Annotated in this window: 20 protein-coding genes and 2 pseudogenes; 16 read left to right on the forward strand and 6 right to left on the reverse strand. The window is 42.7% G+C overall.

Features of this window, described 5'->3' with window-relative positions:
• Positions 1-35 precede the first annotated feature (35 nt).
• The 11 genes and pseudogenes from FD723_RS34990 (at position 36) to FD723_RS43465 (ending at position 16,373) form a co-directional block, all read left to right on the forward strand.
• A complete protein-coding gene (locus FD723_RS34990) occupies positions 36-845 on the forward strand; it encodes an MIP/aquaporin family protein (protein WP_094346165.1) in 810 nt (269 codons plus the stop codon).
• A gap of 434 nt (positions 846-1,279) precedes the next feature.
• Positions 1,280-2,053, forward strand: a complete 774-nt coding sequence (locus FD723_RS34995) for a glucose 1-dehydrogenase (protein ID WP_179069839.1) — start codon at positions 1,280-1,282, stop codon at positions 2,051-2,053.
• A 115-nt stretch (positions 2,054-2,168) separates the two neighbouring features.
• Positions 2,169-2,622: pseudogene (locus FD723_RS35000) on the forward strand (amylo-alpha-1,6-glucosidase); the annotation flags it as partial.
• Positions 2,623-2,697: 75 nt separating this feature from the next.
• Positions 2,698-5,358 (forward strand): glucosidase, encoded by a 2,661-nt coding sequence (locus tag FD723_RS35005; RefSeq protein WP_179069840.1) that lies wholly within the window; start codon positions 2,698-2,700, stop codon positions 5,356-5,358.
• Between the two features lie 1,478 nt (positions 5,359-6,836).
• Entirely contained in the window at positions 6,837-9,002 is a 2,166-nt protein-coding gene (glgX, locus tag FD723_RS35010; RefSeq protein WP_179069841.1) for a glycogen debranching protein GlgX, read from the forward strand.
• Positions 8,995-11,166: an AGE family epimerase/isomerase gene (locus FD723_RS35015; RefSeq protein WP_179069842.1), complete on the forward strand. Its 2,172-nt coding sequence runs from the start codon at positions 8,995-8,997 to the stop codon at positions 11,164-11,166. The genes glgX and FD723_RS35015 overlap by 8 nt, the downstream gene beginning before the upstream one ends.
• Before the next feature lie 328 nt (positions 11,167-11,494).
• The gene (locus FD723_RS35020; RefSeq protein ID WP_179069843.1) at positions 11,495-13,156 is read left to right on the forward strand and encodes an FAD-dependent oxidoreductase; all 1,662 of its coding nucleotides are present in this window, start codon (positions 11,495-11,497) and stop codon (positions 13,154-13,156) included.
• 2 nt (positions 13,157-13,158) lie between these two features.
• The gene (locus FD723_RS35025) at positions 13,159-14,631 is read left to right on the forward strand and encodes an ATP-binding protein (RefSeq protein ID WP_256875338.1); all 1,473 of its coding nucleotides are present in this window, start codon (positions 13,159-13,161) and stop codon (positions 14,629-14,631) included.
• A gap of 16 nt (positions 14,632-14,647) precedes the next feature.
• Positions 14,648-15,823 (forward strand): low temperature requirement protein A, encoded by a 1,176-nt coding sequence (locus FD723_RS35030; protein WP_179069844.1) that lies wholly within the window; start codon positions 14,648-14,650, stop codon positions 15,821-15,823.
• A gap of 97 nt (positions 15,824-15,920) precedes the next feature.
• A complete protein-coding gene (locus FD723_RS43460; protein WP_256875339.1) occupies positions 15,921-16,154 on the forward strand; it encodes a hypothetical protein in 234 nt (77 codons plus the stop codon).
• A gap of 51 nt (positions 16,155-16,205) precedes the next feature.
• Positions 16,206-16,373, forward strand: coding sequence for a hypothetical protein (locus FD723_RS43465; RefSeq protein WP_256875340.1), 168 nt, complete (start codon positions 16,206-16,208; stop codon positions 16,371-16,373).
• Between the two features lie 69 nt (positions 16,374-16,442).
• On the opposite strand, the gene FD723_RS35040 is transcribed toward FD723_RS43465, so the two are convergent.
• A complete protein-coding gene (locus FD723_RS35040) occupies positions 16,443-16,601 on the reverse strand; it encodes a hypothetical protein (RefSeq protein WP_179069845.1) in 159 nt (52 codons plus the stop codon).
• A 137-nt stretch (positions 16,602-16,738) separates the two neighbouring features.
• Between FD723_RS35040 and FD723_RS43470 the strand changes: the two genes are divergently transcribed.
• Positions 16,739-16,861 (forward strand): hypothetical protein, encoded by a 123-nt coding sequence (locus tag FD723_RS43470; RefSeq protein ID WP_256875341.1) that lies wholly within the window; start codon positions 16,739-16,741, stop codon positions 16,859-16,861.
• Positions 16,862-17,173: 312 nt separating this feature from the next.
• On the opposite strand, the gene FD723_RS35045 is transcribed toward FD723_RS43470, so the two are convergent.
• The gene (locus FD723_RS35045) at positions 17,174-17,422 is read right to left on the reverse strand and encodes a hypothetical protein (RefSeq protein WP_179069846.1); all 249 of its coding nucleotides are present in this window, start codon (positions 17,420-17,422) and stop codon (positions 17,174-17,176) included.
• 724 nt (positions 17,423-18,146) lie between these two features.
• Positions 18,147-18,440: a hypothetical protein gene (locus FD723_RS35050; RefSeq protein ID WP_179069847.1), complete on the reverse strand. Its 294-nt coding sequence runs from the start codon at positions 18,438-18,440 to the stop codon at positions 18,147-18,149.
• 440 nt (positions 18,441-18,880) lie between these two features.
• Here FD723_RS35050 and FD723_RS35055 point away from each other — a divergent pair, with 440 nt between their 5' ends.
• Positions 18,881-19,897, forward strand: a complete 1,017-nt coding sequence (locus FD723_RS35055; protein ID WP_218651871.1) for a hypothetical protein — start codon at positions 18,881-18,883, stop codon at positions 19,895-19,897.
• 275 nt (positions 19,898-20,172) lie between these two features.
• On the opposite strand, the gene FD723_RS35060 is transcribed toward FD723_RS35055, so the two are convergent.
• The 3 genes and pseudogenes from FD723_RS35060 to FD723_RS35070 form a co-directional block, all read right to left on the reverse strand.
• Entirely contained in the window at positions 20,173-20,391 is a 219-nt protein-coding gene (locus tag FD723_RS35060) for a hypothetical protein (RefSeq protein WP_179069849.1), read from the reverse strand.
• Positions 20,388-20,892: pseudogene (locus FD723_RS35065) on the reverse strand (ISLre2 family transposase); the annotation flags it as partial. The pseudogene FD723_RS35065 and the gene FD723_RS35060, both read right to left, overlap by 4 nt.
• A gap of 94 nt (positions 20,893-20,986) precedes the next feature.
• Positions 20,987-21,280 (reverse strand): hypothetical protein, encoded by a 294-nt coding sequence (locus FD723_RS35070; protein WP_179069850.1) that lies wholly within the window; start codon positions 21,278-21,280, stop codon positions 20,987-20,989.
• Positions 21,281-21,576: 296 nt separating this feature from the next.
• Here FD723_RS35070 and rpaB point away from each other — a divergent pair, with 296 nt between their 5' ends.
• From rpaB to FD723_RS35085, 3 genes are all read left to right on the forward strand, one after another.
• On the forward strand, positions 21,577-22,350 hold the full coding sequence (rpaB, locus tag FD723_RS35075; protein ID WP_179069851.1) for a response regulator transcription factor RpaB: 774 nt from the start codon (positions 21,577-21,579) through the stop codon (positions 22,348-22,350).
• Positions 22,351-22,359: 9 nt separating this feature from the next.
• The gene (locus tag FD723_RS35080) at positions 22,360-23,040 is read left to right on the forward strand and encodes an SDR family oxidoreductase (RefSeq protein WP_179069852.1); all 681 of its coding nucleotides are present in this window, start codon (positions 22,360-22,362) and stop codon (positions 23,038-23,040) included.
• Between the two features lie 122 nt (positions 23,041-23,162).
• Positions 23,163-24,488, forward strand: a complete 1,326-nt coding sequence (locus tag FD723_RS35085) for a glycosyltransferase (protein WP_179069853.1) — start codon at positions 23,163-23,165, stop codon at positions 24,486-24,488.
• Positions 24,489-24,608 lie beyond the last annotated feature (120 nt).

Genomic DNA, 24,608 nt, shown 5'->3' on the forward strand with positions numbered 1-24,608 from the left:
ATATAGTCTAATTGGCGATCGGCAGAAAGAAACTCATGAATACTTTCACAAACTGGAAAACCCTTAACTGGTCTGAATATGGTGCAGAGTTGGTGGGAACTGCTTTCAATCTCTTGGTTGGATTCAGTATCATCACCTTCAATTTTGGCAAAGGCTTACCTATGGAGCATCTCATTCCGGCAGTAAGTCCTCGTTTATTAATTAATGGTCTTATTTTTGCTGGAAGTGGTGCATTATTTAGTATTTCCCCTTTAGGAAAATTGAGTGGTTCGCACCTCAACCCCGGCTTATCATTAGCATTTTGGTTACAAGGCAAAATGCATAAAAAAGACTTAATTGGATATATTTTTGGTCAATTTATTGGTGCAATTATTGGCACGTCTTTAGCATTAGCTTTGTGGGGAAATTACCTGGTTAGCGTCAATTATTGCATCACTTCACCTGGAATAGGTTATCCTTTGTGGTATGTGTTTTTAGCTGAAGTTTTCATGACATTTTTGTTAGTATTGTCTATCTTCATCTTCTTAAGTCATCATCATTTATTACGCTGGACACCTGTAATGGTATGGCTGCTAGTAGCAACTATGGTCTGGTTAGGAGCGCCGATTTCTGGCACTAGTTTGAATGCAGCACGCAGTTTTGGGCCGGCTTTATTAGCATGGTCTTGGCAAAACCAGTGGCTTTATTGTATTGCATCGCCATTAGGAGCAATAGTTGCCGTGAAAGTTTTTCAACTGATATCTATGGGTGAAAGCGAAGTTTTAACAGGGAAACTTTTTCATGTTCCTAACTATCGTTGCATTTTTAAGAATGTAAAAGTACCATACCTGGCAAAGCATCAGTAGATTTAAGCTAGAAACAACAAAGTTGCTGCCAAGGTATAACTAGCAAAAAATCAGGCATATATCCCTCTTTTATTACTTTTGACAGAGAAAAATCTATAAGCTCGATCGCTTTCAACTTTCACAACACATAAGTTAAAATGATGAGATTCTGCGGAGTAGATAACATAAGCGATCGCCAAATTTTTGACTACATCTGAACCTTACCAAAGGTAGAGTATTTTTCTCTCCTCAGATGGATAAAAGAGGGATAAATAAGAATTCAGCACTTGGAAATCAAAATTTGTCAAGAGTCTAGTATGAACGGTATATTCATTCATCAAATACGATCCTGATTCTTAAACTATTCTGACTTCTGAATTCTTGCAAAGATTGTTTTAGTTGAAAGTCATTTATAAGACCTGAAAACATCAAAATATTCTAGAAGGGAAAAGGCAATGAAGAAACTAGAAGGTAAGGTAGCTTTAGTAACTGGTAGTAGCGGAGGAATTGGTCAAGCTATTGCCGTGCATTTGGCTGAACAAGGTGCAGATGTAGTGATTGACTACCGTTCTCATCCTGAAGGGGCTGAAGAAACTCTGTCGAAAGTAGAAGCTACTGGTAGCAAAGGTTTAACTGTTAAAGCTGATTTAAGTGTAGTTAGCGATATTCGTCAACTTATAGACCAGGGTATTCAACACTTTGGTAAGTTAGATATTCTTATCAACAACGCTGGCATCGACGGTCGAAATGCTGACTTCTGGAATATTTCCGAAGCTGACTATGACGCAGTGATCGATGTCAACCTCAAAGGCACATTTTTCGCTACTCAAGCGATCGTGCAGCACTTCATTGAAACCAAGCGAACTGGCAAAATCATAAATATTAGCTCCACCCATGAGGAAATAGCATTTCCCCACTTCACTGCCTACTGTGCCAGCAAGGGCGGTGTGAAGATGATGATGCGTAACCTAGCAGTTGAGCTTGGGTCTTTGGGAATTACAATTAACAATGTGGCTCCTGGAGCAATTGAGACACCAATCAATAGTAAGCTGTTAAATGACCCCGAAAAATTAGCAGCGTTGTTGAAAAATATTCCCCTGGGTCGTTTAGGCAAGCCAGAGGATATCGCGCCGATAGTTGCCTTCTTAGCCTCAGCTGATGCTGACTACATCACAGGCGCAACCTTCTACGTAGATGGGGGATTGAGCCGTAACTATCATGAGCAGTAGGTAGTTTCTCTTGGCTCTACTGTTCTAGGATTTTTGCGAGCTAGAGTACAGAACGTAATATCACTTATGAGTATCAACTTTGGACGCGAAATTTGTGGTGTTCTCGATTTGGCCGTTGCGACCAAACCAGATATTCACTGTGTCCTTACCAAAAAGCCCCCTGACTCCAGTTCAACAACGGGGTGTGGTGGAATCTTGTGGGCGATCGGTTTCTGACTTCCCACGGTCTACGCAGTCTTGACCCCAACAATCCAAAATATCAAGGTCACTATGGTGGAGATGGACTTCAGCGAGATAGTGTTTATCACCAGGGAACAGTTTGGGGCTGGCTAATTGGGCCATTTGTTTTAGTCCACCTACGTGTTTTTAACGATCCAGCCCAAGCTCGGAGTTTACTTCAGCCAATGGCTAATCATCTATGCACTCACGGCGTCGGTAGTCTCAGTGAGATTTTTGATGGCGATGAGCCACTCAGCCCACGAGGTTGTATTGCTCAAGCCTGGACGGTGACAGAAGTGCTTCGCGCCTGGATAGCAACAGAACCGACCACAGAGAATTCTGAGTTTTAAGTTTTGCATTAATCCAAAATCAGCATACAAGCCTTGTACCGTTAGATTCTTAATCCAAAATCCCATAAAATCGCCATGACTCAAGAAGAAGCAAGATTAGCAGCAGACCGCGATCGCACAGCCTATTGGAAACGATGGGGTTCCTACCTGAGCGAAAGACAGTGGGGAACGGTGCGGGAAGACTATAGCCCTGATGGTACCGCCTGGGAATTCTTTCCCCACGATCATGCTCGCTCCCGCGCCTATCGCTGGGGAGAAGATGGGATTGCAGGAATTTCTGATAATCATCAGCGACTATGTTTTGCGATCGCTCTTTGGAATGGTGAAGATGCAATTCTCAAAGAGAGGCTTTTTGGTCTCACAGGGAACGAGGGGAATCACGGAGAAGATGTTAAAGAATACTACTTCTACCTGGATAACACCCCTACTCACTCCTATATGAAATATCTTTATAAATATCCCCAAGCTGCTTTTCCATACGGTCAGCTGGTAGAAGAAAATCGCCACAGAGGTCGCCAAAGTCCAGAGTTTGAATTAATCGATACAGGTATATTTGCTCAAGACCGCTACTTTGATGTATTCGTTGAGTATGCTAAAGCTTCACCCGAAGACATTTTGATTCAAATCAGCGCGATAAATCGAGGTTCAGAAGCAAAAACGCTGCATTTGCTACCAACGCTCTGGTTCCGCAACACCTGGTCTTGGACTGATAATCAACAAGAGAAGCCCTGGTTAAAAATTAGCCAATCGAACTCTGATCTCAGCACCATCGAAGCTTATGACCCTTCTTTAGAAACCCGGTGGCTCTATTGTAATGAAACTCCAGAGCTACTATTTACAGAAAATGAGACTAATAATCAAAGATTGTTTGCAGTCAACAATGCTTCGCCATACGTAAAAGATGGCATCAATAATTATGTCGTGAATGGGGAAAAAACTGCTGTCAATCCCAACCGCATCGGCACTAAATTTGCAGCTCGTTACGAATTAGAAATTGGTGCAGGTGAAACCAAGATAGTACGGTTGCGGTTAAGTGATATGCAAAATTTAACTGCACCATTTGGAACTGAGTTTGAGACAATTTGGCAACAGCGCCAGCATGAGGCGGATGAATTTTATCAGCGGATTTCTCCATTACCGATGTTAGAGGACAGACGTAATGTGCAGCGGCAAGCATTTGCAGGCATGTTATGGAGTAAACAATTTTACTACTATGTCGCCGACCAATGGCTAAAAGGCGATCCAGCAACCCCGAAGCCACCAGCATCACGGCTCAATGGCAGAAATCATGAATGGTTTCATTTATTTAACGACGATATACTTTCCATGCCCGATAAATGGGAATACCCTTGGTTTGCGGCTTGGGATTTAGCTTTTCATGTAATTCCGCTCTCGATGATTGACCCCGACTTTGCCAAGCTGCAACTCAGTCGCTTGACACGGGAGTGGTATATGCATCCTAACGGTCAGCTACCAGCTTATGAATGGGCTTTTGGTGATGTCAATCCACCCGTTCATGCTTGGGCAGCATGGCAAGTTTATCAGATTGAGCAAAAAATCTATGGTCGTGCAGATAAAAAATTTCTGGAAAGTGTCTTCCAGAAATTACTGGTGAACTTTACTTGGTGGGTTAACCGGAAAGATTTAGAGGGCAAAAATATCTTTCAGGGTGGCTTTCTGGGTATGGATAATATTGGTGTCTTCGATCGCAGCGTTCAACTACCAACTGGTGGATATCTGCAACAAGCAGATGGTACAAGTTGGATGGCGATGTATTCTTTGAATATGCTGACCATCGCCCTAGAGTTAGCAAAGGAAAATTCCACCTATGAGGACATCGCCAGCAAGTTTTTCGAGCATTTCCTCTACATTGCAGATGCCATGAACGGCGTTGGCGATACCGAGATAGCGTTATGGGATGAAACTGATGGTTTTTACTACGATGCTCTACATTTACCTGATAGTCATCAATTTCCTATGAAAGTGCGATCGCTAGTGGGGTTAATTCCCTTATGCGCCGTGAGTATTTTAGAACCAGAAACCTTAGAACGGCTTCCAGGTTTTAGAGAACGGACGCAATGGTTTCTGAAAAATCGCCCCGATCTGACACGAAATATCGCTTGTATGCAGAAACAGGGGGTTGGTGAACGTCACCTGTTGGCGATCGCCTATCCAGATAAACTCCGTCGCATCCTAGAAAAAATGTTAGACGCAACAGAATTTTTCGGACCTTATGGAATTCGCTCTGTTTCTAAAGTCCATGCCGACCATCCTTACGTTTTGACCGTAGATGGTCGGCAGTATCGAGTAGATTACGAACCTGCTGAATCTAGCACAGGGATGTTTGGCGGTAATTCCAACTGGCGCGGGCCAATTTGGTTCCCGATTAATTATCTACTGCTAGAATCGCTACAAAAGTTCTATCGCTACTTTGGTGACGATTTCAAAGTTGAGTGTCCCACCGGTTCTGGACAAATGATGACACTCAAGGAAGTATCAATTGAATTAGCTCAAAGGCTGATCCAAATTTTTCTGACTGATGCTTCCGGTAAACGACCTTTTTATGGTGGAACAGAAAAATTTCAAACTGACCCCAATTGGCGCGACCTGATTCTGTTCAATGAATACTTTCATGGAGATAATGGCGCAGGTATTGGTGCTAGTCATCAAACTGGTTGGACAGGTTTAATCGCCAAATTAATTCAGCAATGTGCAGAACAGATTTTGTCAGATTAAATTTACCAAAGCAGATAAATTGTCATTATGAGTCTTCAATAAAGGGCACAGCAGTGCTCATTGGTGTCAACTTAACGTCAAAGTTATGTCCCACAAGGAACTGAAGTTCCTTGCTAATTAGGACTTACGCATACTCTACGATTCTTGGCGTTCTTGACGTTCTTGACGGTTCGATAAATTAAGCTTTTTGGGGATTTTTGCGTAAGTCCTACTAATAACAAAAGTAATCTAAAGATTACTAAATATCTCCAAAAATCTTTAGTCTACTTCAGTAGACTTTATCTATTAGCCTTGAACTGAAGTTCAAGGCGGGTGAGGAAGCAAACAGATAAGCCATTTTTAGCTTAAGTTGACACCAATGAGCAGTGCTGTGCCCCTACGAAAGATGTGGTTTTTGAATTATCCATGTTTGGTATTTCCTGTGAATGGGTAATCCGATTTCACGAAAACCTTGATACAGATAGATTTCTCGTAGGGGCACGGCACTGCTCATTGGTGTAGCGACCTGCAATACTAATCGCCCCTTATAAAGGGGGGTAAAAGAAATCTAGTTCCCTCCCCTTTATAAGGCTACGGTGTACACACAAGTCGTGAAATTCCACCTGACAATTGGTTTCGTCCTCTAGCAATAGGATTGTGCGATCGCTCTGAAAGCCTGTCATTGCGTTCGCGCAGCGTCTCGTAGAGAGGAGGAACGACGAACGCAAGTGCGTGTCGTAGACAAGCAATCGCAAAAACTCACGGGATTATGTGATTACTTCTCTACGAGACGCTTCGCGAACGCTCCGTTATCACTGCGCTCGTAATAACAATTTAAGGGGTCTATAACGCCTGAAACCCTTTCAGATAGTACTTGTGTGTACACCGTAGCCTTTATAAGTGGAGGGCTAGGGTGGGGTAACGCGTTGAGTGATGGTACGCGAGTAAATTCAAAATCACTTCTTGACAAGAGTTTCACGTTAAGTTGACACCAATGGGCACTGCCGTGCCCTTACCAACTTGTGTATACTTGAAAATATTTCTGCTACTCTAGTTGTTTAACATAAGTGTTTTTACACTCATTGAGATGTTCCGAGAGCGGTTTGTTGATCTGGGGTTTATTTATTATCAAAAGAATACAAACATGCTACGAAATTTAAACCATTGCAAATAAATTAAGCAGACATTAAAATTAATTACAGAAGCTACTTAATTGGTAATTTAATTATCGGAATAATTAGATTTTATTTTGCCAACTAGTTGCGTAAATTTAACTTAGTAATTGCTCGAAATCAATGAACAAAAAATCCATGAATAGATAATAGAAGTAATAAGCCCATCTAGGAAATATTGTAGTCAAAAAATGGGTTTTTAAGAGTAATAAGCCATTAATAAAATATTGATAATATCATAATTTAAACGTAGTTAATAATTTTATCAATGGCTGAAAACTTGCTAAAACACGTACCAGTTAAATGCTCTCAGGACAAAAAGAAAAAATGACTTTAACTAGAGATAGATATCAGGTTGAACTAGGGATACCTGATTACCAATTAGAATCAGGATGTTCACATCCTTTCGGTGCAGTACCAGACAAAGATGGAGTAAACTTCTCCATCTTTTCAGAACATGCTACCTCTGTCGAACTCTTGCTGTTCGATCGCGATGATTCTCCGCAGCCGACACAGATTATTCAGTTAAACCCAAAGTTTAATAAAACCTTCCACTTTTGGCATGTCTATGTCAAAGGCTTAAAAGCGGGCGCTCATTACGCTTATCGAGTTGATGGTAATCCTGATTTACACCACTCGGGACACCGCTTTAATAAAAATAAGGTACTGCTAGACCCTTATGCAAGGGGAAACACCAACACTCTTTGGCAGCGTAACAATGCTTTAGGGACAAAAGATAACCTGACTACATCTATGCGTAGTGTAGTTATAGATATATCAGATTATGACTGGGAAGGCGATCGCCCCCTCAACCGACCAATGAGTGATACCGTCATTTATGAGGTACACGTCGGCGGATTTACCAGATCGTCCTCTTCCATATCTAAACACCCCGGCACTTTTCATGGAATTATCGAGAAAATTCCTTACCTGAAAGAGTTAGGAATCACGGCTGTTGAACTGCTACCAATATTTGACTTTGACGAAAAGAACCTTCTGAGAGAAGTTAACGGGAAGCCACTAAAAGACTACTGGGGATATAACCCACACAGCTACTTTGCTCCCGAAGCTTCTTATTGTGCTTTTCCTGATGTGGGAAATCATATCAGAGAGTTTCGAGATTTGGTTAAGGCTTTACATAAAGAAGGGATTGAAGTCATTCTAGATGTAGTCTTTAACCATACCGACGAAGGCAACCATGAAGGCCCAACCATCAGCTTCAAAGGTCTTTTTAATAGTATTTTTTATCACCTAGTACATTGGGATAAGCAATACTACATGGACTATTCTGGGTGTGGCAATACCGTCAACTGTAACCATCCTATAGTCGAAAAGTTAATTGTAGATTGCCTAGAATTTTGGGTCAAAGAGATGCACGTCGATGGCTTCCGCTTTGATGAAGCCTCCATCCTCTCTCGCAGCCAAGACGGAATACCAATGATCCATCCGCCAGTGATTTGGCACATTGAAACATCCGAAACACTAGCTGACACCAAAATCATTGCCGAGGCTTGGGATGCCGGTGGACTTTATCAAATTGGCGACTTCCCTGGATATCGCTGGGCAGAATGGAACGGACGTTTTCGAGATGATATCCGACGCTTTGTTAAAGGAGATCCAGGCATAGTTGGGGCAGTAGCTTGGCGTTTGGCTGGAAGTGCTGACCTTTATCAATCAAGCAGACATTTACCGATAAATAGCATCAACTTCATTAGTTGTCATGACGGGTTCACCCTGAATGATTTAGTTTCTTACAACCACAAGCACAATGAAGCCAATGGTGAAAACAATCAAGATGGCATCAATGACAACTTGAGTTGGAATTGTGGTTATGAAGGAGAAACTGATAACCCACAAGTTGATGCATTACGTCGCCGACAGATTAAGAATTTTGCAGCCATTCTCCTGCTCTCTCAAGGTGTACCGATGATTGTGGCTGGTGATGAAGTCAGACGTACCCAAAAAGGTAACAACAACGCTTACTGTCAAGATAACGAAATTAGTTGGTTTGATTGGAATCTTGTCCAGAAGAATGCTGATATTTTCAGGTTCTTCAAACTGATGGTTAATTTCCGCAAATGCTACTGTCATTCTGCCTTACGCCGGAGTAATTTTTTCACTGGAGAAGTTAACGAACGAGGCTTGGCAGATATTGCTTGGCATGGTTGCAAGTTATTCAAACCAGGTTGGCACGACTCTCATGCGAGAGTTCTCGCATTTACTCTCGGGGGCTTTGAAGGAGAAGCAGACATCCATGTCATGCTCAACATGTACTGGGAAGATCTCGACTTTGAAATTCCTGCTATTAAAGGTAGAAAATGGTGCAGAGTCGTGGATACTGCTCTTTCTTCTCCAATGGATATTGTAGAACCAGGGGAAGAAACTCTAGTTTCAGGTAATATCTATGCTGTTAAAGAGCGTAGCGTTGTTGTTCTGATTTCTAAATGGTTTTCAATTAATGAATTTCCAATTCGGAGTGAATTCAATGAGTAATATAGACTTCTCATTTTCAGATTTGATTGCTGGGTATGTTACCGCTTTTGATTCAAGTAAAGGAGATTCTGGTACTTTCGATCTCAAAACTTCAGATGGCAGGAAATTTGAAGTAGCATTGACCTCAATGACCTATGGTGAACTAGTACGCAATTTAAATGAGCCTTTCTTTGATTGCACTAGCCAAATAAGTTCAATGCTCGTTCCAGATTGCTATCTTTTCGTGTATGGCATTTTTTATCCTGAAACAGGCGAGCATAAGTTTGAAGCTAAACACATAGTTTTTCTGGGTAGAACAGAAAACGAGTATCTTTTTGAAAGACCAGATTGGTGGGTTAAGCAAATCCGAAGCTTGGGCGATTTTTACCTCAAAGCTCAGTTTGAAGATGGCGAAATTGATTACCGGAAATATCGCACTGGTATCGGTTTAGTTGGTTCCAAAGAAGATAGTAATCGTCAGGAAACTGATACTATTTCTCGCCTAGTTTACGGTTTTGCCACAGCCTACATGATGACTGGGGATGATCGCTATTTGGAAGCCGCGGAAAAAGGTACTGAATACCTGCGCCAACACATGCGTTTCCTCGATGAAGGCGAAGGAATTTGCTATTGGTATCACGGTGTTGATGTCAATCCCGGCGGTAGCGAACAGAAAATATTCTCCTCAGAATTTGGAGATGATTATGATGCTATTCCAGCCTATGAGCAAATTTATGCCTTGGCTGGCCCTACCCAAACCTATCGGATCACCGGCGATCCACGCATCATCAAAGATATCGAGTTAACGATTAATCTGTTTGACAAGTATTTCTTGGACAAAACAGAGAAAGGAGGATTTTTCTCCCATATCGATCCGATTACTCTCAGTCCCCATTCTCAGACTCTAGGCCACAATCGTGCCAAGAAAAACTGGAACTCGGTAGGTGACCATGCCCCAGCTTATTTGATCAATCTGTGGTTGGCGACTGGCAAAGAAGAATACGCAACTTTCTTGGAGTACACCTTCGACACCATTGAAAAGCGTTTCCCCGATTATGACCATAGCCCATTTGTTCAAGAACGTTTTCATGAGGATTGGAGTCACGATACAACTTGGGGATGGCAGCAGAATCGAGCAGTTGTAGGTCATAACCTCAAAATTGCTTGGAACCTAATGCGGATGAACCACCTGAAACCAAAAGAAAACTATGTGACTCTGGCAGAAAAGATTGGAGAAATCATGCCAGCAGTCGGTAGCGACCAACAGCGTGGCGGTTGGTACGATGTGGTGGAACGCACTTTAAAACCAGGACAAGAGGTACACCGCTTTGTTTGGCATAATCGGAAAGCTTGGTGGCAACAGGAACAAGCTATCTTAGCCTACCTAATCTTGAGTGGTTCACTTGATAAACCTGAATACCAACGCCAAGCTCGGGAAGCAGCAGCTTTCTATAATGCTTGGTTCCTAGATTACGTGGCTGGGGGTATCTACTTTAACGTTCTGTCAAATGGGATTCCCTACTTGTTAGGAACAGAACGAGGTAAGGGAAGCCACTCCATGAGTGGTTATCATTCCTTTGAATTGGCCTATTTAGCTTGCGTTTATACAAATCTGCTGATTACTAAACAGCCAATGGATTTGTACTTCAAACCAAAACCAGGTGGCTTTAAGGACAACATTCTGCGAGTTGCACCAGATATCTTACCACCAGGTAGCGTGCGGATTGGGGATGTTTGGATCGATGGGCAAAGGTATGCTGATTTTGATGCTGCCAACCTGACAGTCAAACTGCCGATTAGTCAAGACGCTGTGAAAGTTAGAGTTCGGCTTCTGCCGACTCAAGTATCTTTCGACGCAACAGTGTTGGAAGTCAGTAATGGTATTGCCAAAATCTCCTTAACTGGGTTATTGGATGCCAATGGCGTGGTACATTTTCAGGAAGCCATAACCAAAGCCACAGCACAGCCAATTAATCGTCTCGTCTTACTACTACAAGACCTGGAATGTATTACTACTGCTGGTCTGCGGGCCCTAATTTTTACTAAGCAAAAACTGGGTTCTCATGTTGAACTCTACATAGTCGGCGCACCGGAGAATGTAAAACAATTTCTGACTACGAGTGCATTTTGCGACAGTGTAACTGTCTTAGAACGGTATGAAACTGCTGAGATGGCCAGTGTGTAGATTGCATTAAAAGACGTTTTAGTAGTCCTAAAAATTGGATAGCAAATACACGATTCCAACAAGGAAACTACGGTTTATCCAAAGCTATTAGGACTACGCTTAATACAGTTCGGTTAAGGAAAGTTATTTGTTGAAAGGAGTAAAAGGGGCAGGGAGAGCAGGGAGTCTGGGGAAGTTTTTCTTTCCCTGCACCCCTAGCCTCCCTTACTTAGTCAATATAACTTTTTATACTGATAAACAAAAATATTGAGTAATTTTCACCTTACTCAGTACTTAGTACTGAGTAAGGTGAAATAATTACAAACATCATCCCCAGAAAGGAGCTATTTTGGTAAATCCTGTACTACTTACTGTTGACGATGATCCCGGAGTTTTACGAGTAATAGAGCGAGATCTTCGACACGAGTATGGCGATCGCTTTCGGGTACTACGAGCCGACTCTGGTGCAAACGCTTTGAGAGTATTGCAACAGGTAAAATTACGTAATGAGACAGTGGCGCTCTGTGTGGTAGACCAGCGGATGCCACAAATGTCGGGTGTGCAGTTCCTTGAACAGGCTATGCAAATTTTCCCGTCTGCAAAACGAGTTTTATTAACAGCTTATGCGGACACTGATGCTGCCATCTCTGCAATCAATACAGCCAAGATTGATTACTATCTTCTCAAACCGTGGGAACCGCCACAAGATCTTCTCTATCCAGTTCTTAGCGACTTACTAGACGATTGGGTTTCGTCATACCGCCCACCCTTTGAAGGTATCCGGATTATTAGCTCTCGTTGGTCGCCCAAGTGCCATCACATTAAAGACTTCTTAGCCCGCAATCATGTGCCTTATCAGTGGCTAGATATTGAGACAGATGAAGAGGCGCGTCAATGGCTGACTTATAGTCAATGTAATATTACACACCTACCACTAGTAATATGTCCTGACGGTTCATATCTCACACAGCCAACCCACCCCGAAATTGCTGAAAAAATCGGGTTGAGGATGCACGCCCAAATGCCCTTTTATGATTTGGCGATCGTGGGCGCTGGCCCGGCTGGTTTGGCAGCCGCAGTCTATGGAGCCTCTGAAGGTTTACGCACAGTGTTAATTGAAAAAGAGGCTCCAGGGGGACAAGCAGGAACAAGTTCTCGGATCGAAAACTATTTAGGCTTTCCTCAAGGAATTGCTGGATCGGAATTAGCTCGCCGCGCCGTTACTCAAGCGAAACGATTCGGGGTAGAGTTTCTCTCACCTCAAGAAGTAATTGACATTCGCTTGCAAGATTCTTATCGGATCGTCAAGCTTAAAGACGGGACAGAATTAAGCTGTTACGCATTGTTGATTTCCACAGGTGTCTCATATCGCAAGCTTGATGTACCTGGAATTGAGGATCTGACTGGGGCTGGTGTGTACTACGGTGCAGCAATGACCGAAGCACTCTCCTGTCAAAATGAAGATGTTTATGTAGTTGGCGGAGCTAACTCCGCCGGACAGGCTGCGGTATACATCTCTAAGTACGCTCGCCATGTGACTATGTTGGTACGAGGCAATTCACTGGCTACAAGTATGTCAAAGTACTTGATAGACCAAATTTTAGCAACAGACAATATTACAGTACGGTTTCACTCGCACATCGTTGAGGTTCATGGTCAGACTAACCTTGAAGCAGTTACGATCGCTAACACGAAAACTCACGGGCAAGAAACCATTCCCACAAAGTTGCTATTCATTTTAATTGGCGCGAGACCACACACTGATTGGCTAGATGGGACTGTAGAGAGAGACGAACAAGGATTTATTATCACCGGGCCGAGCCTGATACACAATAAACAATGTTCAAAGCTATGGAAACTCGATCGCGAACCCTTCCTGCTTGAATCCAGTGTACCAGGCATCTTTGTGGCTGGAGATGTGCGTAACGGCTCTGTGAAGCGAGTTGCTTCTGGGGTTGGAGAGGGTGCGATCGCAATTCAGTTTATCCATCAATATCTAAGTAAGGTGTAATTATGGATGTAATGATGTTAGATGCTTTGCGTCAAGTGTCACTTTTTGCACAATTGACAGATGAGCAATTCCAATGGTTGTCTGAACACGGCCATGAACTATGGTTGGCTCCAGGAGAATATATCGCCCTTGAGGGACAACCAATAGAAAATTTCTACGTTTTGATCAAAGGCGAGATTGAGTTTAGAAAACAGGTCGGTAACGTAGAAAGACACATCATGAGTTTTGGTCCTGGAACATATACAGGTCATGAGTTGATTCTATTAGATGTTCCTCACTATCTCGTCAACGTCCGTGCTGTGAAACCGACTTACATGTTGAAATGGGACACAGATACTTTCTGGAAAATGCTCACAACCTGTCCGGCGATTACACGCGACCTTTTGATCATCACGGCACAACGGGTGCAAATGTTGGAATCTATGTCACAACACCACCAAAAGCTAATTGCACTCGGTACTTTAGCAGCTGGTTTGGCCCACGAGTTGAACAACCCAGCCACAGCCGTCGTCCGAGGTGCGAAGCACTTGCACACAATTTTTCAACAATTGCCATACCTGGGACTTAAACTCAATCACAGGCAGATGACAAAAGAACAACTGTTGTTTCTTGACAACTTGCTGCACATAGTAATTGCACGTGCCGAAACACCCTGCCACTTAGAAGATTTACTAGCACAGAGCGATCGCGAGCAAGAGGTGACAACTTGGCTGGATTCACACAACGTGCCTGACGGCTGGAAAATTGCTTCTTCCTTAGTCCGGGGAGGACTGGATATTCAATGCTTAGATACTATTGTGGAGCAGTTACCCCCAGAATCACTTGCGGAAGTTCTAGCTTGGCTAGAGTCTACACTCACAGGAATTGAGCTGTTGGACGAAATTGACCAAAGTTCGGGGCGGATTTCCGAACTAGTCAAAGCCATTAAAGAGTACTCCTATATGGATCAAGCTCCGATGCAAGAGGTAGATATACACCAAGGACTTGAAAGTACGTTAACTATTCTCGGTCATAAGCTCAAGGGCGGTATTACTCTAACCCGCAATTATGACCAGACCTTACCGCTAGTCTCCGTCTATGGTAGCGAGCTCAATCAAGTATGGACGAACATGATTGACAATGCGATCGATGCCATGAATGGACAAGGACAAATCATGATTCGTACAGCACGAGAAAATAACTGTGTCCTAGTAGAAATTGCCAACAACGGTCCAGCCATTCCCCCAGAGATCCAAGAGCGAATATTCGAGCCGTTTTTTACCACTAAGGGGGTAGGTCAGGGAACAGGCTTAGGTCTAGTCATTAGTTACCGAATTGTCGAAAAGCATAAAGGCGAGATCCGCTTGTTCTCCGAACCAGGAAACACCCGTTTTCAGGTTGTTCTGCCCATATCTTTGGTTGAAACAACATCTGAACACCATGAATGCCAATTTATACCATTTGAAAATACAGCTATGCAATTTATACACAATTAATTGAGGAGTGTGTGGTATGAAGAAATTGTTGAAATCTCCTGAATTGCGTATTAGCGAAGCTAAGGAAGAAGAACGACATGCGACATGGTTAGAACTCTTTTTCGATCTATTTTTCGTAGTTGCGATTTCGGAGCTGGCTCACAATCTCAATCGGGATATCTCACTATCAGGCTTGCTTGGCTTTCTGCTGCTCTTTGTACCAATTTGGTGGTCTTGGATTGGGGCTACGTTTTACGCCAACTTATTTGATACTGATGATTTGGGACACCGACTGCTAACCGCCTTACAAATGCTTGCAGTGGCAGCACTAGCAGTAAATGTACACGATGGGTTGGGTAAAAGTTCAGTTGGTTTTGCTCTTTCCTACACTATTTTTCGGGTGTTACTCCTCGTTGAGTTCTTGCGTGCTGGAAGGCATATAGTAACAGCACGACCATTAACAAACCGAATCGCGAGAGGTTCTGGATTTGGGGCATTGCTTTGGCTGGTGTCAGTATTTATACCCTTGCCACTGCGATTTGGGTTTTGGATATTAGCGCTGATAGTAGAATTTGGAATAGTATTAACAGCAGGAAAGTCTGTCCATGTGGAACTGGCTCCCCATGCTTCACACTTGCCTGAACGTTTTGGCTTATTTACCTTAATTGTGCTAGGCGAGACAGTCTTAGCGGTAGTTAATGGAGTCGCACAACAGGAGTGGAATTTCTCATCAACATATACTGCCGTGTTTGGCTTAAGTATTGCTTTTAGTTTGTGGTGGGTGTATTTTGATAACCTCGGTGGTTCAGCAATCCAGGCTGCTCGTGCCTGCCGCCACGTAGGAGCTTATCAAACTTGGGTCTATATGCACTTACCCTTGGTGATTAGTATTGCCGCTACCGGAGTTGGGATGGAACACGCTCTAGCAAGTGATACAGGTCTGGTACTGGTGTCTGCTGAACGCTGGCTAATTTGCACTAGCTTAGCGCTGTGCTTCTTTACCCTTGGAATCATTTATCTTACTGGTGTGAGTACTGAGACTAGACTACGCTGCAAAGTCCGGGCGGGGTATCGCTTTATGGCAGCAGCTGTTATCCTAATTCTCGCTGTAGCTGGCGCGGGTTTTTCAGCTATGGAGTTGATCGGGTTTATAGCTGTGGTTGGTGCTGTTCAAATTATCCTCGATCTGCGTCAGATTACTAGTTTTTTATAAGTACTGGAGTTTGGACTAAAAGCTCAGGCTCAGAAAAAAGTACTTAGAGAATTAGAGATAAAAAATAGACAATAGTACTGAAGACTAATCTTGAAGGTTGAAAGAAAAGCAATCAGTAGTAACACTGACTGCTGTAGAGTCAATGAATGTAAACAAAAGCTCATTGACTCAGATGATCCTGACACAATTAGAAGAATTCCGGCAAGCAATCTACGATAATCTAGGTAAAGTGAGAGACGCAGTATTTGATCTGATGGATGCAGTGTTGACCAGCCCAAGCATTCAATCATTTGTCAGCTTATCCGAAAATCCAGTGTTTCGGCGGTCTTAGCCGAGTATTTATGCCGCACTGCATGACAGCCGTCCCAACAGAAAAAAACTGATGAATCTGCTGGTAGAGAAGGTAAAAACAGAAGCACAACCATTTCTGGCAGGAGATCATACTTTTTGGCCCAGACCAGACGCAAAGACGCTCAAGGAAAGGACTTTTAGTGGGGGGAAAGGAGTTGGTGTGAGTGTGGGACAAAGTTACAGTACGGAATGGCACTAAGAAAAGCTCTAAGCTATGCAGAATAAGGACTACAGCTTTAAAAGCTATTTTTATTAGTGTTGGGATGGCTCAGGCAATTGTCTTTGATGCAGTTTCATGAAAGCGATGCCTACGGCGGTAAACTACGCCGATAAAGCGATCGGTGTACAGAGACGGGGATGAGATGTAGAGGTTATGTAATTTTTGTGCTAAGTAGAAAAAGCTTACTCGTTCATGAAATACTTTCACAAGGACGAGCAAGCAAATATAACTACTACTACTGTGACACTCCGAGTACAAATCCTCAAGGATAAATTTAGGAATGGCACTAAGAAAAGCTCTAAGCTATACGGAATAAGGGCTACAGCTTTGAAAGCTATTGAACAGTGGAGGAGGGGTCAGGCGGTCGTCCAAGATGGCAGTGTCATGGAAGCGATGCCTACGGCGGTAAACTACGCCACGAAAGACACGCTGAGTTTGCGATCGCCTATGCCATCGCTTTGCCTTGAAACGAACCAAGAGTCCGTAAACGCCGCCCGAAAGCTTATCCCTTAATGACCAAACCCCGGCACGAATTACGAAAGCAGTTGCAAACTGCTTAACCCACAAGCATTTAAGCATTTCGGCTTTTCTTAGTGCCATTCGGTTTAAAACGTTTTCTTATCCGGGCGTGGGATTCGTGACTTCATTCTTGCGATTGTAGAGGAATAAAAAAGTTCAACAACAAATAATAAAGTCCAACAATAAATAAAAAAGTTCTACAATTTCTGTTGGGTGCTTTACCCCGCTCCAGGCATCCGTCCATGAATCGCTCGCAAGTCTTACCGCCCGCCGGAGGCGATCGCTACATTATTACTAGTAGTCTGCCAAGGTAACGCAAGCGTTGTGGCAAGCAGAGAGGCAGAGGTGCGGAGGGGCAAGGGGGAAAGAACTTGTACAAATCTCTCCTCTGCTCCCCTGCTCCCTTGCTCCTCTGCCGACCTCCACCCAGCAATTTTGGGTTGGCGAACTACTAGAGCGATCGCCTCCGGCGGGGCTAGCCCATCACGCCCACATTCGGGTAGAAGCACTCTCCTAATTGTTGAACTTTTTTATTTGAGTTTGGTGTCTCTGTGTTGAAAAAGTGGTAGAGTGACCTCTTTCCCATCCCCAAATTGTTCAACTTATTTTTACGTGGACTTGCAGCCAACCACGAAAAATCAATGCTTTGAGAGACTAGAATTGTTGAACTTTTTTATAAAATTGAGCAACCTGCTTTGAAACCATAAAGCGAGCAACTTGCTCATCTTATGCTTTCAGTGACAATAGTAACACAAGACTACAACACAAAATAACGTACCCTTATCTTTTATCCGATATAATCTACGATTAACACTACTTTCCTTGATACATAACACTTTCACCAACATGCGATCGCTCTGGGTGCATGGTGGCAACGGAATAGTTTCTATTACGCTGCTGATAAATTTTGCTTGTCTTGGTATCGCCTTTGATGCGTCATCCAAGCGATAACCATTTACAGGGTGCTAACTTCCAGTTATAGTTAGCCGTAACTTATTATAGGCACAATGCAACTATAACTTTGACTGAGTGCAAAGATAGTTTACAAAAGTTGCTCAGGCGGTTGCCATAATACTGGTTTAGCTAAGAGACAGAGGGGCAGGCTGCACAAGTATGCCTTCGGGAAAACTTTTCTCCCTGAAGCGGTTCCTGTCCCTCAACTTCTAAGAATCGGATCGTGGATAACTGCAACCGCCTTGATGCAGAACTGTCTGGGAATACAAATTGTCTGCTTTAATTACAAAAATCATCTACCCGAATATCTCGCCAAATATCAGAAACCTGCCAGCCAGAGTTGCCCACTGATTGTACTGGAGGATTGTCAAGAAATGGAATATAGTCAGGAACTCTAGGCTCTGAAATCGCTACTGGTTTCTCCTCAATCTCAACCACAGGGGCAGTAGAATTGTCAGTATTAGCTAGAAGTTGTTGGTCTTCAGCCTCCTCGATTAGCTTCATCTGTCTCAGGGTAAGCTTGTCGGATTTTTTGATGATCTTCTTGGTATCTGTATCATTAGAAGTTTTCATTGGCTGTTCCCTTGAAGGCATTGGCTTAAAATTTGTCTGAGTAAAGTTGCGAAAAGATGGGTATTAATAATTGCACAGAAATAACAAAATACACCAAGTCGATGGAAAATACGAGTCCCAAATTGTAAGAATTTATTAATTGTGTACAAATCTGTTTTCGGGTAGATGCCCCAGCATAATCTGTTGCACAGATACAAGTATTAAGCGTAAGCGTAGAGCTCGCCGCAGGCATCGCTTCTTAATCATGACTGTAACTCAAGATTGTTTTGCGCTTTTGACTCCTAATAAGCAGATAATGAAGGGTTAAGGTTCTCGCTCATTAGGAACAGCGTTGAGAAACTTATCAGCTGAGAAAGGCACAATCTTAGTAGTAGATGACGAAAAAAATGAAATTCACAAAAATAATGAAATCCATAAAAATAAATAGTTGCAATCTTGTTATGGCGCTGACTACCCTCACGGTGATGGGTCAAGTCACGAATGGGGCTGTCAATGCAGCTACTAAGTATTCTGTTACCGACCTTGGTGCTTTTGATCCAAGTGGTATTAACAATGCAGGACTTGTGGTAGGTACAGGCAACGTTGATGGGAATCATCCTCACGCTGTTTTGTATAGTCATGGTCAACTACGAGACATTGGCATCCTACCAAATGAAGATGCTAGTTATGCTACAGGCATTAATGATTTGGGACAAGTAGTAGGATACTCAGAGCCACTTAGTCAGCCTCCGTTTCGTAAAACTCACGCCTTTATCTATAGTTGTGGTCAACTCAAAGACCTCGGCACATTCCTGGGTAATTATGACAGCTATGCCTACGCTATTGACAATGCTGGACAGATAGTCGGTACAACATGCTGTTCTAGCGGTAGCGGTGCTTTCCTTTTTAGTAATGGCTATGTGCGAAATCTTGGCTTCCTGCCAGGTGGGTCAGTCAGCGCAGCCTATGCTATTAAGACAGAAGGGCAAGCAGCAGGCTATTCAAGTAGCTCCACTCAACCGGATCAAGCCGTACTTTTCGACAATGGCAAAGTGCAAGACCTCGGTATCTCTAGTACCCTTGGCTACCGCTACAGCATGGCTCGTGGCATCAATAGAAAGGGACAAATAGTAGGTCTGATGTTTAATGAAAACGAATCAGGAGATTATCATGCCTTCTTATACAGCAAAGGCAAAGTGCAAGACCTTAGCACCACTAAATATCCCACTGGGGCTGCTTACGGCATCAATAATGCAGGACTTGTGGTCGGTTCGGCACAGACTGTTAGTGGCAAAAGTGTTGCTGTACTCTATGAACATGGTCAATTGCTTGATCTTAATACCCTGATTTCTCCTATCCCTGGTCTAGTTCTTGAGGAGGCGAAGGGCATTAATGATGTGGGTAAGATTGTAAGTAGTGGTAGATATGGAAATGGTAGTCCAACACACGCTTTTTTGCTAACACCTGTTTCCAAGTAACAAAAATTCTAAAATTCTCAATTGATAGCTATATCAGCATTTGACGGTCAGTTCGCTCAACTTTGTTGATGATTCAGATTTCCCAAGAAGGCGAAAGAGTTGTACTGTTAAAAACCTACCGAGCGCATCGCTGTCAAATCAATTTCATTATTAAAAGACGCTTGCGGAAAGCGAGTTCGCGAGCGTCTTGTAGACCTGACTTTTCACGGGATGTGGAAAGGGGAGATTGGTTCGCGAATATCATGACTTTGTTGGCGAATTCTTTGAAGTCGAATTTAGACAGCTAGTGCTGCGAAACGAGAAATACTCTTGCCAAAGTTATTAGCTTGCGTCCACCACTGCCAAGAATCTACAAGTAATTGAGCATCTATATATGCAGTATCCACCAAATGCTTTTCAGGTATTATACCTTGTTCAGCTAAATTCTGATGAAGTTCATCAAGAACTTGATGGTCTCTATCACTAGTAGGAGAATGAAGTATAAAATTTATCAACCAGTTTGGGGTTTGATAAAAGAATTAAAGATAGAATCACAAAAATTGCCCCAACTTTTAGCTATCCATTGACAACGCAGATGTAACATAATTTCTGCATTATTCTGTAACCAAAACTTACTGTTTCCTTTCATACGTAAATTAACAACTTGACGAATTAAACAATCAAGAAGCGCCACTACTGAGAGGTAATTTTCGGGCCGCAACTTCCTTATATTTTAAAAGCCTCCTTCTATACGCTTTTAAAATATAATTTCGCTCTCTTACCATAATTTTACAGCGCTCTCCTGTTGCCTCGGAAATAAATTCACCCATATTTCTCATTAAATCTAGTGCCTGACCTTTCTTTAAAATTTTCCGAGATTTTTTAAACCATGATTGACGCTCATTATCTGTACTAAAAGCGACATCAGTAAAAGCTTGTAAATGTGATGCTGCGTGATAAAAGTCTAATAATTGATAAGTTTCAAGTGGGCATTTTAATTTTTTTAGTAAAGGAGGGCGATCGATTCGTTTTAAACGCGTAGATTCAACCAATACGATTTAAAGGGGCGTAGGAGGTATAGATATATGAACGCAGTGTAATCATGGGGGTCTACCCACAGAAATCATCCACCCGAATATCCCGCCAAATATCAGAAATCTGCCAGCCGGAATTGCCCACCGATTGTACTGGAGGATTGTCAAGAAATGGAATATAGTCAGGAACTCTAGGCTCTGAAATTGCTACAAGTTTCTCCTCAACCTCAACCACAGGGGCAGTAGAATTGTCAGTATTAGCTAGAAGTTGTTGGTCTTCAGCCTCCTCGATTAGCTTCATCTGTCTCAGGGTAAGCTTGTCGGATTTTTTGATGATTTTCTTGGTATGTATCTCATTAGAAGTATTCATTGATTATTCCCTCGAAGGCATTGGTTTAAAATTTGTCTGAGTAAAGTTACAAGAAGATAGGTATTAATAATTGCACAGAATTAACAAGGTACACCAAATCGATGGAAAATACGAGTCCCTTGCTGAATAAATTATTAATTGTGTACAAATCTGTTTTCGGGTAGATGTGCCAGCATAATCTGTTGCACAGATGCAAGTATTAAGCGTAAGCGTAGCTCGCCGCAGGCATCGCTTCTCGATCATGACTGTAACTCAAGATTATTTTGCGGTTTTGACTCCTAATAAACAGATAATGGATGGTTGAGAGTTCTCGCTGTGGAGGAACAGCGTTGAGAAACTTATCAGGTGATAAAGGCACAATCCTAGTAGTTGATGACGAAGCCAGCATCCGTCGAATTTTACAGACGCGTCTAGAAATGATTGGCTACAGCGTAGTTACAGCTAGTGATGGTGAAGAAGCTTTGTCAGCTTTTCGCCTGTTGACCCCTGATTTAATAGTTCTGGATGTAATGATGCCAAAGCTGGATGGCTACGGTGTCTGTCAAGAATTACGGAAACAATCAGAGGTGCCAATTATCATGCTCACAGCCTTGGCAGATGTAGCAGACCGAATCACTGGGCTTGAGCTAGGTGCTGATGACTACATGACGAAACCTTTCTCACCCAAAGAACTAGAAGCTCGAATTGCCTGTGTACTAAAGCGGCGCTCCCACAAAACCAGTATCAATACTATTCCTAACTCTCTTGTAATTCATGCAGGCGACCTGAAAATCGATACAAGTAAGCGGCAAGTGCATAAAAATGAGCAACGCATTCGGTTGACAGGTGTGGAGTTTAGCTTATTAGAGTTGTTAGTTAATCATTCGGGAAAGATTTTTTCAAGGGTTGAAATATTACAGCAATTGTGGGGCTTTGTACCAGAGATGAATACAGACACCCGTGTGGTAGATGTGCATATCTCACGATTGCGGACAAAGGTAGAATCTGACCCCAACGACCCAGAGTTCATTATGACAGCAAGAGGTAGTGGTTATTTTTTCCCACGAATTATTGATTCAGAGCAGGAATAATAAAAAAGTATGAGTAAGCTCATCCTAATTACAGGCATAAGCAAAGGTTTAGGTTATGCGATGACCGAGGGTTTTATTCAACAGGGCTATACTGTTATTGGTTGCGCCCGTTCATCAGATGCAATCGATAAAATACGCCAAAAGTTTAGTGCGCCCAATGATTTCACATCTGTAGATGTAGCAAATGAACAGCTTGTAGAAAAATGGGCAGAACATATACTGAACAAGTATGAACCGCCAGATATAGTGATAAATAATGCGGCAATTACTAATTATCCAGCACCTTTGTGGGAAATACCATCTGAAGAATTTTCGGATCTTATAGATATCAATATAAAAGGAGTAGCGAATATAATTCGCCATTTCGTACCAGCAATGGTGAAAAAGAAACGGGGTATTATTGTTAACTTTAGTTCTGGTTGGGGACGTTCGACTTCAGCCCAAGTTGCACCATATTGTGCTTCTAAGTGGGCAATAGAAGGATTAACTCGTTCTTTGGCACAAGAATTGCCGAATGGTATGGCAGCTATACCCCTTAATCCAGGGATTATTCATACAGATATGCTTTCTATTAGCTTTGGAGAAGAAGCTGCTAATTATACACCCGTGTCCGATTGGGTACTGAAAGCTGTGCCATTTATTCTCAATTTAAAACCCAAAGATAACGGGATTCCCTTGACCATTTCATGAGATTGATCATGCGTGAATTGTTTTGACCAGTTACGAAAAAACGGGCTTATCTAAACTGTATTGGTTTATCGCCCAGAGGCACAGTAAATTAGTACAATTTTTGAATACTGGAGTTTTCATTTTTGAAAAAGCATTTGAGCCAAAGTCTACCCATAGCAGCACCAAGCCGGAAACTGAAGATTACGATCCTAACAGTAGGTTCAAGGGGAGACTTGCAACCATACTGCGCTTTGGCTATTGGCTTGAAACGTGCTGGGCATGAAGTAACCGTAGCAACCCATGAGAACTTTGAGTTATTTGTGAGGAAGTTTGATTTAAAGTTTGCGCCAATCGCTGGCAATATGCAAGAGTTTTTGCAATCCAAACAAGGGCAGCGATTGATTGCGGGAGAAAAGTTGAAAAAAGAAGAGGGAGATAAGCTTTTACTTCAACAGTTGGAATCAGCTTGGAGTGCGTGTGTTGGAAGTGAGGTAATTATTTACACGCCGTTAGCTACCTTTGGATATCACATTGCAGAGAAATTAGGCGTACCCTGCTTTTTTGCATCAGTTCTGCCGTTGACTCCTACAGGGATGTTTGGGTTTTTGAGATTTGCTCAAATAACTAAAAACCCACTAAAGAAAGCGATCAATTATGGCAGCTACTTACTAGTAGAGTTTTTGCACTGGCAAAGATATCGTCAACTGCTCAATCACTTCAGAACAGAAACATTGAAATTGCCGTCTCTACCATATTTCGGCAGACGCTTCAGACAGAAGACTCCGGCAAATGTATCACGAATCCCTGTACTGTATGGATTTAGTTCGCACGTCATCCCAAGACCCCGTGACTGGCCTGCATGGGTGTATGTAACTGGTTTTTGGTTTATTGACCAAGCCTCCGAATATGAGCCACCTCTGGAACTAGAGGATTTTTTGGGACGAAAGCAATTACCTTTGTGTTTTGGATTTGGGAGCATGACAATGCCCAATCCAGAATATCTCACACACTATATCGTGGAAGCCTTAAAGAAAACACATCAAGGCGGGATTATATTGTCAGGCTGGGGCGACGTTGGAAGAACAGTGAATATAAAAGATTCGCTACGAGTGTTTGTGATCAAGGAAGTTCCGCATGATTGGTTATTTCCTCAAGTGCCAGCAGTAGTACATCACGGAGGAGCTAGTACAACGGCAGCAGTGTTACGTGCGGGGACACCATCAATTACCGTACCCTTTTTTGCAGATCAGCCAGTTTGGGGAGAAAAGCTAACTCGGTTGGGAGTCAGCCCTGCGCCGATACCGTACAAGAAGGTATCAGATAAAACTTTAGCGGCAGCGATTGAAATCGTACTGTGCGATGAGGTGATGCGGAAGAAAGCACAAGAGTTGGGTGAGAAGATTAGGGGTGAAGATGGTGTGGCGAATGCTGTTGAAGTATTTCATCGACATTTGGGGTTGATTGGGTGAGAAATCCCAGACAATTGAAGAAGAAGTCAGAAGACAGAATTCAGAATTCAGAATCACAATCGCTTGGAGATTCAAACCCTAAGCAATTGTAGACACCGTATAGACAGTGGGAATTTGAAC

This window comes from Nostoc sp. C052, assembly GCF_013393905.1.
Classification (GTDB): Bacteria; Cyanobacteriota; Cyanobacteriia; order Cyanobacteriales; family Nostocaceae; genus Nostoc.